Raw genomic sequence first — 13,480 nt, 5'->3', positions numbered from 1 at the left:
AGCGCTCTCTCCTACGGGTCGTCTACTCGGGCACGAGGTCCCGGGGGCTCTGCGTGAGGGGCACGGCACCGTCGTCGGTGACGACGAGCGTGTCCTCGATCCGGACCCCGCCCCGCCCGGCCAGGTACACCCCCGGCTCGACGGTGACCGTCATCCCCGCATCCAGGGTAGCGGTCGCGGTCGCGGACACCGCCGGAGCCTCGTGGATGACCAGCCCGACGCCGTGCCCGAGGCCGTGCACGAACTGCTCGCCGAACCCCGCCGCGGTGATCACGTCGCGGGCGGCGGCGTCGACGTCGCGGGTGGCGGCACCTGGCGCGAGCGCCGCCCGCCCGGCCGCGGCGGCCTCGGCGACGAGGGCGTGCAGGTCCCGCTGCCAGCCGGCCGGGGTCCCGACGACCACCGTGCGCGTCATGTCCGAGTGGTAGCCGTCGACGAGCGCGCCGAAGTCCATGGTCAACAGATCACCGTCGGCCAGGGGTGCGTCGGTCGGCTCGTGGTGCGGGATCGCGGCGTGCGCCCCGGCGGCGACGATCGTGTCGAACGACGGGCCCTCGGCGCCGGCCTCGCGCATGCGCTCCTCGAGGTCGCGGGCCACCTCACGCTCGGTGCGCCCGTCCTGCAGACCCCCGGCCGCGATCATGCCGGCCAGCGCGGCGTCGGCGGCGGCGCAGGCCTGGCGCAGCGCGTCGACCTCGCCGGCGTCCTTGATCGCGCGCAGTGTCTCGACGAGGCCCGGCGACCTCGTGAGCTCGCCGTCCTCCAGCGCGGCGACGAGCGCGGCGTGCCCGTCGATGGTGACGTGGGCGCTGTCGAACCCGATCCGCCCTGCTCGGTCGTGCAGCAGTGCCGGTGCGCAGGCGCGCTCGACGAGCACCGGGAGGTCGGGGGTCTGGGCGGCCGCCTGAGTCGTGTAGCGGCCGTCGGTCGCGAGCACCGTGTGCTCCTCGCCGCGGTCGGCCTCGTCACCGGCGTCGACGAGCAGCGCGGCGTTGGAGCCCGTGAACCCCGACAGGTAGCGGACGTTCACGAGGTCGGTGACGAGCAGCGCGTCGAGTCCCGCCTCCCGCAGGGCCGCGCGCAGGGCGTCGCGACGCCGGGCGTGACCGCCGGGGGCACGCTCCGGACGGGTCGGGACCCCCGGAGTCAGCATGCCCGTCAGCCTAGGTGAGGGCGGGTCGTACGGTGTCGGGGTGCTTCCCGTGCCGACGGTCCGGCTGCAGCCCTGGGTCCTGCGAACACTCGTGCTCACCGTGGTGTTCGGTGTCGCGGAGGCGTTGTTCGTCGCCCTGCGGTCGTGGTCGCCCGACCTGCTGCGGCTCTGGAGCATCGTCCTGCTGCTGGTCGTGTCGGTCGTGGTGATCGGCTGGGTGGGCGCGGAGATCGTGCTCGGCCGCCGGCCCCCGGAGTGGACCTGGTTCATCACCGCGCTGGTCACGGCGCCCGCGGCGGGCCTGCTGAGCTGGATCCTGCTCGCGGCGTTCGTCGACGAGACCGGCGTCGCCGACCTCCAGACCGCCCTCGTCGGCCGCGCGTCGTTCGTCGCGCTGCTCATCCTCGCGGCGGTGTTCGTCGGGTCCCGTCTCGGCTGGCTGTCGATGCGCCGCCACGGCGAGGGCACCGAGGACCCGTTCCTCGACGCCGACGACGAGGCCGTGGCACGCCAGGCGGCCATCGACCGCGGCGACGTCGACCCCCTGGCCGAGGAGCGCGCCGCGGCCGCCGCCCGTGCCGCGGCGCGAGCCGGAGTCCGCCCGGCCGCGGCGACCGCGGTGGCACCGTCCGTGGCGGGCGTCCGCACCCCCGGCCGCCGGACCCCCGAGGTCGCCGAACGTGAGCGGATGCCCGAGGCGCCGCGCCTCGCGCAGCAGCGCCGGGTCTCCACGGTGCGGGCGGCAGGAGAGCCGTCGCCGGGGTCGTCGTCGGGGTCGTCCACACCGGTGTCCTCCCCGTTCGGGCAGCCGGACGTCACGACGCCCCGGCCGGCGCACCCCGACGCGCCGGAGCCCGTCGACCCTCCGGTCGTCGCGGTCCTGCCGTCGTTCCCGATGCCGGGCGGGCGCCTCGACCCGACGGGCTCGCAGCCCGTGGTCCGCAGCGAGGACGCGCAGCCGTCCGACTCCGAGGAGCCGGAGCGGGGCCCGCGTCGCAAGTTCGGTCTGCGGCGCCCGAAGTCCTGACGTCGGTCCGGCCGGTCGGCGCGCGGGGTGCCCGTGGAGTGAGGGAGCGAGGGCGTCCCTCGCTGCCCCGGACGCAGCGAGGGGACGCGAGGCGTGCCCGTGGAGTGAAGGAGCGAAGGCGTCCCTCGCTGCGTGGGAGGCAGCGGAGGTGACCCTCGCTCCGTCCCGCCTGGGTGGGGGCCGGGCGTCGAGCGACGCGAGCGGCACCGTGCGCATGATCAACAGGCTTCGCGGCATGCGGAACGTGCTGATCGCAAACGCGTCCGACGCCGTGACGCGGCGCCTGTGATCAGCAGCGCGCTGTGCACCGCGCCGAGCCGGCGGAGGTGCACCAGGCGCCCGTGATCATGCGAGCACGCGGAGCGGGGTCGGCGTGCTCGGCGTCGGGACGGGAGCGAGGGCGTCCCTCGCTGCCCTGGACGCAGCGAGGGTGACCCTCGCTCCGCCCGTCCGGGCGGGGAACGCGGTGCGGGGGATTACGGCGGAGGTCAGCCCGCGAGCGCGGCGTAGGCGGCGGCGAGGTCCGCCGGGTCGGGGCCTTCGAGGCGCCCGGGGTTCGCGAGGCCGTCGAGCACGACGAAGCGCAGGAGCGCGCCGCGGGACTTCTTGTCCAGCCGCATGGTGGCGGCGAGCTCGTCGAACGCCTCGGCGGGATAGCTCGTGGGCAGCCCGACGGAGCGGAGCACGGCCGCGTGGCGGTCGGCCGTCGCGTCGTCCAGGCGCCCGACACGGCGGGCCAGCTCCGCGGCGAACACCAGGCCCACGGAGACGGCCTCGCCGTGACGCCAGCGGTACTGCTCGCGGCGCTCGACGGCGTGGCCCAGGGTGTGCCCGTAGTTGAGGATCTCGCGCAGGTGCGACTCGCGCAGGTCGGCGGCGACGACATCGCCCTTGACCCGCACGGAACGGACGACGAGCTCGCCGAGGACGTCGCCGTCCGGGTCGAGCGCGGCCCCGGGATCGGCCTCGACGAGGTCGAGGATCACCGGGTCGACGATGAAGCCGGTCTTGATCACCTCGGCGAGGCCAGCGGCCAGCTCGGCGCGGCTCACGGTCCGCAGGGCGTCCAGGTCCGCGACGACGGCGGTGGGCTCGTGGAACGCACCGACGAGGTTCTTGCCGGCCGCGGTGTTGATCCCGGTCTTGCCGCCGACCGCCGCGTCGACCATGGCGAGCAGCGTCGTGGGCACCTGCACCACCCGCACCCCGCGCATCCAGCCCGCCGCGACGAACCCCGCGAGGTCGGTGGCCGCCCCGCCCCCGACGGCGACGACCGCGTCGGACCGCGTGAGCCCCAGCCGACCGAACTCGTCCCAGCACGCCCCCGCGGTGGCGAGGTCCTTGCCGTCCTCGCTCTCGGGCAGCGCCCACAGGAAGGCCCGAGTGCCCGCGGCGTCGAGGGCGTCGCGGATCGTCGTGGCGATGCCGGCGACCGCGGGCTGGTGGCAGACCACGACGGTCGCGGTGCCAGCGAGGGTCTCGGCGACGGCGCCGGTGACCCCGCGGCCGATCACGACGTCGTAGGGGGAAGCGGTGGCGACGTGCAGCCGCTGTCCCGTGGAGCTATCCGTGGGCACGGTCGGCGGCCTCCGGGCTCAGGGCGGCGAGGATCGCGTCGACGACGGCCGAGGGCTCCACGTCGTCGGTGGCGATCTCGTGGCGGGCGACGGCGCGGTAGACGGGCAGGCGCTCCTGGAGGAGCGCCGAGAACGTCGCGCGCGGGTTGACCCCGGCGAGGAGCGGGCGCGCCGTCGAGAGCCCGACGCGGCGGACACCGGCCGCGAGCCCGACCCCGAGGAAGATCACGGGATGGCCGTCGAGCAGGTCGCGGACGGCCTCGGTCATGACGGCGCCGCCGCCGAGGGCGAGCACCCCGTCGTGCTCGCTCAGCGCCGCGGCGACGGCGTCGCGCTCCATCGCGCGGAAAGCGGGCTCGCCGTCGGTGAGGAAGATGTCGCTGATGGCGCGACCGGCCGTGGTCTCGACGATCGTGTCGGTGTCGGTGAACACCGTCCCGAGCCGCTCGGCGAGGAGGGCGCCGACCGTCGACTTGCCCGCCCCGGGAGGCCCGACGAGCACGGCGACCGGACTCACTCCGCGCTCCGCAGCAGGGTCGGGTCGATCGCCTCGAGGTAGGTCGCGACGTTGCGGCGGGTCTCGCCGAGCGAGTCGCCGCCGAACTTCTCCAGCGCGGCGTCCGCGAGCACCAGGGCCACCAGCGCCTCGGCCACGACGCCGGCTGCGGGGACGGCGCACACGTCGGAGCGCTGGTGGTGGGCGACCGCGGCCTCGCCGGTGGCCGTGTCGACGGTCGCGAGCGCGCGGGGCACCGTCGAGATCGGCTTCATGGCCACCCGGGCGCGCAGCGGCTCGCCGTTGGTCATGCCGCCCTCGATGCCCCCGGCGCGGTTGGACGCCCGGCTGATCCCCGGCGCCGCGACGTGCATCTCGTCGTGCGCCGCCGACCCTCGCCGGCGCGCCGTGGTGAACCCGTCGCCGATCTCCACGCCCTTCATCGCCTGGATGCCCATGAGCGCCCCGGCGAGGCGGGCGTCGAGCCGGCGGTCCGCCTGGACGTACGAGCCGAGGCCGACGGGCAGGCCGTGCGCGACGACCTCGACCACCCCGCCGAGGGTGTCGCCGTCCTCCTTGGCGGCGTCGACCTCGGCCACCATCGCCGCGGTGGAGGCATCGTCGACCGCGCGCACCGGGCTCGCGTCGATCCGCTCGCCGTCACCCGGCATCGGGATCGCGTCGGGGGTCGCGTCGGCCGTGCCGAGGCTGACCACGTGGGAGAGCACCTCGACGCCCAGGGCCTGCGCGAGGAACGCCTTGGCTACCGCGCCGAGGGCGACCTTCGCGGCGGTCTCGCGGGCGCTCGCGCGCTCGAGCACCGGGCGGGCCTCGTCGAAGTCGTACTTCGTCATGCCGGCGAGGTCGGCATGGCCGGGCCGGGGCCGGGTGAGTGGCGCGTTGCGGGCGCGGCCCTCGAGCAGCGCCGGGTCGACGGGATCGGCCGCCATGACCGTCTCCCACTTCGGCCACTCGGAGTTGGCGATCCGGATCGCCACCGGGCTGCCGAGCGTCACGCCGTGCCGCAGCCCCCCGGAGATCTCGATCTCGTCGGCCTCGAAGCTCATCCGCGCGCCGCGGCCGTAGCCGAGACGGCGCCGCGCGAGCTCCGCCGACACCTCCTTCGAGCTCACCGAGACACCCGCGACCATGCCTTCGAGCAGGGCCGTGAGCGCCGCACCGTGCGACTCTCCCGCCGTCAACCATCGCAACACGCCGCCCATCGTTCCACGTCACCACCGCTCACCCGCCCGACAGGGACACCGTGAGGACCGACCACGCCGCGACCAGCAGCGGCGGGCCGTAGGGCACGGCGCGAACGGGGCCGTCGCGGGTGAGCGACGAGGCCACGAGCAGGGCGAGGACCCCGGCGGCCGCGATCATCGGGACGGCCGCGAGCGCACCCCACGACGCCGCGGCCAGCGGCGCGCCGACGGCCGGGGCGAGCTTCACGTCCCCGGCCCCGAGGGCCCGCGGCGCGGCGAGGTGCACGGCCGCGAACGTCCCGCCGAGCAGCAGCGCCCCGAGCACACCAGCGACCAGCGCGGCCGAACCGAGCGGGACGACGGACGCGCAGGCGAGCCCCGCCGCGGGCAGGGTCAGCGAGTCCGGCACGCGGTGGGCAGCGAGGTCGGTGGCGCTGCCGGCCACCCCGAGCGCACCGAGCGCCAGCCAGGCCGGGAGCCAGAGCGTCGACACCACGCCGGCCCCGACGAGCCCGCACGACGCGGCCCAGAGCACGGCCAGCGCGACGGCACACGCCGGTCCGGATACCAGCACCCCGCGCCGCATCCGCGCCAGCCACGTCCGCAGGCCGTAGCCCGCCAGCGCGCCCGCTCCCCCGCCGGCCGCCGCCGCGAGGAGCACCGTCGTCGTCACACCGACGAGCGTGGGGCGAGAGCGGCATCGGCGTCACGGATGAGCCTCGAACCCTGGGGACGCATCCGGCGGATGGGGACGGCGGACGGAGCACCAGGGGAGCCTCGGAGGATCGACTCGGCGTGTCGCGCCGGCGAGTGTGTGGCGATCCTGGCGTCACACGCCAGCAAAGCCGCATAGCTCGAACACACCTCGCCGACCCCGCGACCTCGCCGACCCTGCCGAACCCTGCCGCCCCTCCACAGCCGGCACCACGGCGCTCGAGATGGGGGATTTCCTGACGTTGGACGCCAGCGTGGACGCCAGGCTGACAACCACGCCGACCACGGGCCCCGCCGGCCGCCGGGGACGTCCGGGGCGTCAGGGCAGGGGCAGGAGGGTGACGTCGGTCGTGGCGGCGAGGGCGGCGTGCATGGCCTCCCGCGGCGCCGCCGAGCCCGTGAACTGCTCGACCTGCCCGAACGCCTGGTGCAGGAGCATGTCGAGGCCCGTGGCGACGGCGAGGCCGCGGTCGGCGGCCGCGGCGGCCAGGGGCGTGGGCCAGGGGTGGTAGACGGCGTCGAGGACGACCGACCAGGCGGGCAGGGCCGCGACGAGACGCTCCGCGAGCGCCGGGTCGATCGCGCCCGCCGGCGTCGTGTTGATCAGCGCCGTGGCCGAGGACAGGTCGCCCGGCACCAGGTCCTCCCACGTCACGGCCCGCCGGGCGAAGCCGAAGCTGCGCGCGACGTCGAGAGTCCCGGCCGCCCGCTCGGGGTCGCGCGCCACGAGGGTCACGCCCTGGGCGCCGACGTCGTACACGCCGCCGAGCGCCGCGCTCGCGGTCGCCCCGCTGCCCAGCACGACGACGTCGGTGGCGAACACCGTCGGCGGGACGTCCCGGACCCCGGCGGCCCGCAGCGCGCCCGCGACACCGTCGACGTCGGTGCAGTCGGCCGCCCACCCGTCGCCGCGGTGCACGAGGGTGTTCGCGGCGCCGACGCGGCGGGCGCGCAGGCTGGCCGTGGTCGCGATCTCGAGCGCTGCCCGCTTCCCCGGCATCGTCACCGAGAACCCGGCCCAGGACCCGTCGCGGCCGCGGACGTAGGCGGGCAGCTCCTCGGCGGTGCACTCGACGGCCTCGTACGTCCAGTCGTCGAGCCCGAGCGCCGCGTAGGCCGCCCGGTGCAGCGCGGGCGAGCGGGAGTGGGCGACGGGCGAGCCCAGGACGGCGGCCCGCAAGGTCAGTAGACCCCCCGCGTCTGCGCGAGCCGCCGGTTGGCGTCGTGCTCGGCGGGCGTCACGGCGAAGCAGGAGATCCCGTCGGTCTGGCACTTCACGAAGTACACCCACGGGCCCGGCTCGGGCTCGAGCGCGGCGCGCAGCGCCTCGGGGCTCACGGCGCCGATGGGGGTCGGGGTCAACCCGAGGTTGAGGTACGTGTTGTACGGCCCGGGCCGCGCGCGGTCGAACGGGCTGGTCAGGAGCGTCTGGCGATCGAGGGGATAGTTCACCGTCGAGTCGAACTGGAGGCGCATCGGGACGGCCAGCCGGTTGTAGATGACCCGGGCGACCTTGCCGAAGTCCGCCGCGACGCCCTCGCGCTCGGCCAGCGACGCGACGACGAGCACGTCGTAGGGCTTGACCCCGCGGGCGTCGGCCTCGCGCACCAGCCCGCCCGCCTCGAGGCGCGGCACCGACGTCCGGACCACCTGGGTCAGCGCGTCTTTCGCGTTCGTGCCCGGAGCGATGTCGTAGGTCCCGGGGGTGAGCAGGCCCTCGAGGCGGCGGTTCGGGTCCGCGAGGCGGACGGCGTCGAGCGCCCACGACGGGACCCCGAGCTCGGCGGGGTCGGTGGTGGCCATGGCCGTGCGCAGGTCCGCGACGGAGGCGCAGCGCTCGGCGCCCGCGTCGTCGACGGTGCACGTGGCCCGCGAGATCTGCGAGAGGACGCCGGGGACGACCGCGTCGCCGACGCCGACGGTGTCGTCGAGCTGGGTGCCGCTGCGGATGTCGAGGCGACCCACCCGGCTGGCGGGGTCGAGCAGCTCCGCGACCGCGCCGGCCGCCGACATCTGCTTGCGCAGCTCGTAGAAGCCGGGCTGGATGCCGCGACCGTCCGGGTTCTCCTCGGCGGCGTCGCCGAAGGCGCGGGCCGAGGCCACGACGTCGGCGGCCGCGAGCTCCTCGCCGATCTCCCGGGTGGACGAGCCGTCGGAGACCTCGACGACCACGCGCCCGGAGCCCGGGCCGTCGTAGTCGGGCGGGAACAGGACGGGCCAGAGGTCGCGCGCGAGGAACACGCCGCCGACCAGGGCCAGCACGAGCACCGCCGCGACCCCGGGCCACAGCAACCGCCGTCGGCGTGGGGGGCGTCCCTGGGGCAGGGCCTCGGTCCGGGCATCGCCGCCGGGCGGGTCGTCGCCGAGCAGCCACCCGGCGTCGGCGCCGTCGGTCCCGCCGGGCGGCTCGGCATCGTCGCCTCCGTCGGTCCACCCGACTCCGCCCGCCCGTTCGACCCCGCCGGCCCGCTCGCTCCCGTCTGCCGGCGAGGCCTCGTCGTCCCGCCCGGACTCGTCGTCCCGCCCGGACTCGTCGTGCCACCCGGACCGGTCGGCCCACCCGGACGCGTCGGCCTGCTCGGCCCGTTCGTCACCGTCGGCGCCCGCGGCAGCGCCGGCGGCTCCGGGCTCGGGATCCGTCCCTGCGGCCGCGGGCTCCTGCGGCCGTCGCCACGCCGCCGCGTAGTGCCGGTCGGTCTCGGCGTCGGGGTGGACGCCCGGGCGCTCGCGTGGGACCGAGCGGCCGCCGGGCGGCGGCGCGACGGCACGGCGCCCGGCGACGACCCGCCGCGCCGGGGCGGGTGCGCCGTGCGACCGCACGACCGGGAGCGGCGGCCGGGCCGACCCGGGCGGCGCGGCGGGCCCCGGCCGCCCGGACGGTGAGGACGGCCCGGAGGGCGAGGACGGCCCGGCCGGCGCGCGCGACCCGCTCCGTCCCGTCGACGACGACGCCCCCGGCGACCCGACCTGTCCCGCGGGCGCGGCCGGGCCCGACGACGCCGACGACCCGGCCGACCCCCACGACCGCGGCGACCCGGCCGGGCCCGACGACGCCGACGACCCGGCCCGCCCCGGCGGCGAGGCCGCCCCCGGCGGCGAGGCCGCCCCCGGAGCCGAGGCCGCCCCCGGAGCCGAGGACGGTCCGGACGTCGCGGCCGACTCCGCGGCCCGCCCCGCGCCACCGCCACGGACCACGGGCTGCATCTGCACCAGCTTGGGACGGCTCGGCGTCCCTCCCGATCCCCCCGACCCGCCTGACGAGGCCTCCCCCGGGCCGCCGCGACGTCCGGTCACGAGTCCACCGAGGGATCGGGGTCACGGGGTGCACGGCGTGCGTCGAGGTAGCCCTGGAGGATCCCGACGGCCGCGGCCTGGTCGATCACGCGGCGCTGCTTGCGGCCCTTGACGCCCCTGTCGGACAGCGTGCGGGTGGCGGCGACGGTGGTCAGGCGCTCGTCGGAGAGCACGACCGGCACCTCGCGCGGCGCGAGCTTCTCGGCGAGCGCGGCCGCGTAGGCCTGCGCGGTCTGCGCCGCCGGGCCGTCCCGGCCGGCGAGCGTGCGGGGAAGGCCCACGACCACCTCGACCACCTCGTGCTCGTCGACGAGCGCCACGAGCCGGTCCAGGTCGGCGCCGGCCGTTGTGTCGTGATCGAGGGTAACGAGGGGCATGGCGAGGACCCCGCCGGGATCCGACAGGGCCACGCCCACCCGCACGCTGCCGACGTCGACGCCCAGGCGCCGGCCGGTCTCACCCGCCAGCGCGGGCCACCTCCGCCCGCAGCGCGGCGACGGCGTCGTCGATGCCGGCGACCCCGCTGCCGCCGCCCTGGGCCAGGTCGGGCTTGCCGCCGCCGCGGCCGTTCACCGCGGGGGCGAAGGCCTTCACCAGGTCGCCGGCCGCGAAGCCGCGGTCGCGGGCCCCCTCGGTGGTGGCGACGACGAAGGACACCTTGTCGCCGTCGGGGGCGAAGAGCGCGACGACCCCCGGGCGGGCCTGGAGACGACCGCGGACGTCGAGGGCCAGCGAGCGCAGGTCTCCCCCGCCGACGCCCTCGGGTGTGCGGGCGGCGACGACCGCGACGCCGCCGACGTCCTCGGCGCCCTCGGCGAGCGAGCCGGCCGAGGACAGCACCTCGCGGGCCCGCACGGACTCGAGCTCCTTCTCCGCGGCGCGCAGCCGGTCGACGATCCCGGAGATGCGCTCGGGCAGCTCCTCGGGCTGGGCGCGGAACTGCTCGGCGAGCTGGTTGACGAGCACGTGCTCACGGGCGAGGAACCGGAAGGCGTCGATCCCGACGAGGGCCTCGACGCGCCGCACCCCCGAGCCGACCGAACCCTCGGAGAGCAGCTTGACCAGCCCGAGCTGCCCGGTGCGGCCCACGTGCGTGCCGCCGCAGAGCTCGCGCGAGTAGTCGCCGATGTCGACGATGCGGACGTTGTCGCCGTAGCGCTCGCCGAACAGGGCGATGGCCCCGAGCTTGCGGGCCTCGTCCATCGACGTGACGTACGGGCGCACCTCGTCGTCGCCGAGCAGCACCGCGTTGACCTCGTCCTCGACGTCGGTGAGCACCGACGCGGGCACGGCCCCGCCCGGCGAGGTGAAGTCGAAGCGCAGGCGCCCCGGGGCGTTGAGCGATCCGGCCTGGGCGGCGGCGTCGCCCAGGGCGCGGCGCATGCCGGCGTGGACGAGGTGGGTGGCGGTGTGCGAGCGCGAGATGGCGTGCCGGCGCTCGATGTCGACCTCGGGGTGCACCGTCGCGTCGCGCAGCGCCTCGCCGGACACCACGCGGCCGCGGTGCACCTCGAGCCCGGGCACCGGGGTCTGGACGTCCTCGACCGCGATGACGAAGCCGTCGCCGACGATGCGCCCGGTGTCGGCCTGCTGGCCGCCGCCCTCGGCGTAGAACGGGGTGCGGTCGAGGATCACCTCGACCTCGCTGCCCTCGCCGGCCGCGAACACCGGCTCGCCGCCCACGATCAGCCCGACGATCGTGGCGTCCGCGTGGAGCAGCTCGTAGCCCAGGAACTCGGTGAGCCCCGAGCGCTCCAGGATGTCCCTGTAGGCGTGGGTGTCGCCCCCGCCGGTCTTGCGGGCCGCGGCGTCGGCCTTGGCCCGGGAGCGCTGCTCCTCCATCAGCGAGCGGAAGGCGCCCTCGTCGACGTCGAGGCCCTGCTCGGCGGCCATCTCCAGCGTCAGGTCGATGGGGAAGCCGTAGGTGTCGTGCAGGGCGAAGGCGCTGCTGCCCGGGATCGTCGTGCCGCCCCCGGACCGCGTGTCGGCCACGGCGCTGTCGAAGATCTTCGACCCGGTGGCGAGCGTGGCGAGGAAGCTCTCCTCCTCGGCGCGCACGGCGGCGGCGATCCGCTCGTAGGAGGTGTAGAGCTCCGGGTACGACGGGCCCATCGCGTCGCGGACGACGCCGACGAGGTCGACGAGCAGCGGGTCGGTGCAGCCGAGGATCCGGGCGTTGCGGATGACGCGGCGCAGCAGCCGGCGCAGCACGTAGCCGCGGCCCTCGTTGCCCGGCGTGGCCCCGTCGCCGATGATCATGGCGGCGGTGCGGACGTGGTCGGCGATGACGCGGAAGCGGACGTCGTCGGCCTCCGAGACGCCGTAGCGCCGGCCCGTGAGCTCCTCGGTCCGGTCGATCACCGGACGCAGCAGGTCGGTCTCGTAGACGTTGTCGACGCCCTGGAGCAGGAAGGCGACGCGCTCGACGCCCAGCCCGGTGTCGATGTTCTTCTGCGGGAGCTCGCCGATCGGCGCGGCCCCGTACTTCGGACTGGCCTCGCCGCGGACGTCCTGCATGAAGACGAGGTTCCAGATCTCGACGTACCGGTCCTCGTCGGCGACCGGGCCGCCCTCCAGGCCGTGCTCCGGCCCGCGGTCGTAGTAGATCTCCGAGCACGGCCCGCCGGGACCGGGCACGCCCATGTCCCAGTAGTTGTCGCGGCCGTCGCGGCGCTGGATCCGCTCGGGCGGCAGCCCGGCGACCTCCTGCCACAGGCGCTCGGCCTCGTCGTCGTTCTCGTAGACCGTGACCCAGATGCGGTCGGGGTCGAAGCCGAAGCCGCCGTCGTCCAGGCTCCCCGTCACGAGCGACCAGGCGTGGCGGATCGCGCCTTCCTTGAAGTAGTCGCCGAAGGAGAAGTTGCCCGCCATCTGGAAGAACGTGTTGTGGCGGGTGGTGTGGCCGACGTTCTCGATGTCGCCGGTGCGCACGCACTTCTGGATCGACGTGGCGGTGTGCCACGGGGCGGGCGCGTCGCCGAGGAAGTACGGCTTGAACTGCACCATCCCGGCGTTGACGAACAGCAGCGTCGGGTCGTCGAGGATCAGCGAGGCGCTGGGGACGGGGGTGTGGCCGGCGTTCTCGAAGTGGGCGAGGAAGCGTCGGCGGATCTCGTGGGTCTGCACGGTGTCCTGCTCGGAAAGAGGTACGGATAGGGGCGCAGAACGCGGGGGCAGGCCTCAGCGGGCGTGCGAGGCTCCCCGCCGGGGCGCTCGCGCGTGACGGGCCGACGACGGCGGGTCGGGCCGCACGGGGATCTCGGTCGTGTCCTCCACCATCGCGTACAGCTCCTCGGAGCGTTCGTTCATTCCGGCGCGCACCTCCGCGCCGAACGCGCCGAGACCGGCCCCCAGCTCGCGCAGGCCCTCGCCGAGGCTGGTGCCGATGCCCGCCGGGGTGGCCTTCTGCGTCACCTCGTTGACCTTGCGGGTGGCGGTGACGCCGACGGCCACGCCCACGCCGACCCAGAACAGACGCCTCATGCGCGCACACTCCGCTTCGACTTCTTCTTCGCCGGCGGCCCGTTCTTCAGCTTGCGGGCCTGCTGGGCCTTGCGCAGCCCGTACGACAGGGCGGCCACCTTCACCAGCGGGCCGCCGAGCGTGGCGGTGAACAACGTGCTCAGCGCCTTGGTGTTGGCCGCGACGGCCTGGGCGCTGGCGGTGACCCCGTCGACCCGCTCGAGCTGGGTGTTCACCGAGGTCAGCGTGACGTTGGCGTCCGAGAGCAGCGGCTCGGTGCCCTCGTGGGCCTTGCGGATGGCGATGGTGGCCTCGTCGAGCGTGCGCCCGAGCTTGACCAGCGGGATGGCGAGCAGCACCACCAGGATCACGAACGCCACCGCGGCGACGATCGCCGCGATCTGGCCGACCGACACGGGCTCCTCCTCGGGTGCTGGGTGCGATACAGGTCCCCGGACCGCCGCCCGCCGACACCCCCCGTGGGAGGTGTCCGGGACGACACCTGGCGCAGGTGGCGGCAGGTTACCGTGCGGCCCCGACGCCCACTCCGGC

12 protein-coding genes are annotated in these 13,480 nt (G+C 75.9%); 1 reads left to right on the top strand and 11 read right to left on the bottom strand.

The annotated features are described in order from the left end of the window. Positions 1-22: 22 nt before the first annotated feature. Positions 23-1,153: a M24 family metallopeptidase gene (locus ACR9E3_RS00645; RefSeq protein ID WP_460377642.1), complete on the bottom strand. Its 1,131-nt coding sequence runs from the start codon at positions 1,151-1,153 to the stop codon at positions 23-25. A 40-nt stretch (positions 1,154-1,193) separates the two neighbouring features. Between ACR9E3_RS00645 and ACR9E3_RS00640 the strand changes: the two genes are divergently transcribed. Further along, positions 1,194-2,180 (top strand): hypothetical protein, encoded by a 987-nt coding sequence (locus ACR9E3_RS00640; RefSeq protein ID WP_460377640.1) that lies wholly within the window; start codon positions 1,194-1,196, stop codon positions 2,178-2,180. A 488-nt stretch (positions 2,181-2,668) separates the two neighbouring features. On the opposite strand, the gene aroB is transcribed toward ACR9E3_RS00640, so the two are convergent. The 10 genes from aroB to ACR9E3_RS00590 all read right to left on the bottom strand — a co-directional run bounded on the left by aroB (position 2,669) and on the right by ACR9E3_RS00590 (position 13,344). Then, complete coding sequence (aroB, locus tag ACR9E3_RS00635; RefSeq protein WP_460377638.1) at positions 2,669-3,757, bottom strand: 3-dehydroquinate synthase; 1,089 nt, start codon at positions 3,755-3,757, stop codon at positions 2,669-2,671. Further along, positions 3,744-4,274, bottom strand: a complete 531-nt coding sequence (locus ACR9E3_RS00630; protein ID WP_460377637.1) for a shikimate kinase — start codon at positions 4,272-4,274, stop codon at positions 3,744-3,746. The genes aroB and ACR9E3_RS00630 overlap by 14 nt, the downstream gene beginning before the upstream one ends. Then, positions 4,271-5,467 carry a chorismate synthase gene (gene aroC / locus ACR9E3_RS00625; protein ID WP_460377635.1) on the bottom strand — a complete coding sequence of 399 codons (1,197 nt, stop codon included), beginning with the start codon at positions 5,465-5,467 and terminating at the stop codon, positions 4,271-4,273. Before aroC ends, ACR9E3_RS00630 begins: the two co-directional genes overlap by 4 nt. Before the next feature lie 28 nt (positions 5,468-5,495). Beyond that, a complete protein-coding gene (locus tag ACR9E3_RS00620) occupies positions 5,496-6,131 on the bottom strand; it encodes a prepilin peptidase (RefSeq protein ID WP_460377633.1) in 636 nt (211 codons plus the stop codon). Positions 6,132-6,491: 360 nt separating this feature from the next. Continuing rightward, positions 6,492-7,352 (bottom strand): shikimate dehydrogenase, encoded by an 861-nt coding sequence (locus tag ACR9E3_RS00615; protein WP_460377631.1) that lies wholly within the window; start codon positions 7,350-7,352, stop codon positions 6,492-6,494. A 2-nt stretch (positions 7,353-7,354) separates the two neighbouring features. After that, positions 7,355-9,376, bottom strand: a complete 2,022-nt coding sequence (locus ACR9E3_RS00610; protein WP_460377629.1) for an endolytic transglycosylase MltG — start codon at positions 9,374-9,376, stop codon at positions 7,355-7,357. A gap of 86 nt (positions 9,377-9,462) precedes the next feature. Then, positions 9,463-9,933: a Holliday junction resolvase RuvX gene (ruvX, locus tag ACR9E3_RS00605; RefSeq protein WP_460378353.1), complete on the bottom strand. Its 471-nt coding sequence runs from the start codon at positions 9,931-9,933 to the stop codon at positions 9,463-9,465. Beyond that, entirely contained in the window at positions 9,923-12,592 is a 2,670-nt protein-coding gene (gene alaS / locus ACR9E3_RS00600) for an alanine--tRNA ligase (protein WP_460377627.1), read from the bottom strand. Before alaS ends, ruvX begins: the two co-directional genes overlap by 11 nt. Before the next feature lie 54 nt (positions 12,593-12,646). Beyond that, positions 12,647-12,949 carry a hypothetical protein gene (locus ACR9E3_RS00595; protein ID WP_460377626.1) on the bottom strand — a complete coding sequence of 101 codons (303 nt, stop codon included), beginning with the start codon at positions 12,947-12,949 and terminating at the stop codon, positions 12,647-12,649. Next, positions 12,946-13,344, bottom strand: coding sequence for a DUF948 domain-containing protein (locus ACR9E3_RS00590; protein WP_285648195.1), 399 nt, complete (start codon positions 13,342-13,344; stop codon positions 12,946-12,948). The genes ACR9E3_RS00595 and ACR9E3_RS00590 overlap by 4 nt, the downstream gene beginning before the upstream one ends. Positions 13,345-13,480 lie beyond the last annotated feature (136 nt).

This window comes from Actinomycetospora sp. C-140 (assembly GCF_054796175.1).
This window is presented reverse-complemented; position numbering and strand designations above follow the sequence as displayed.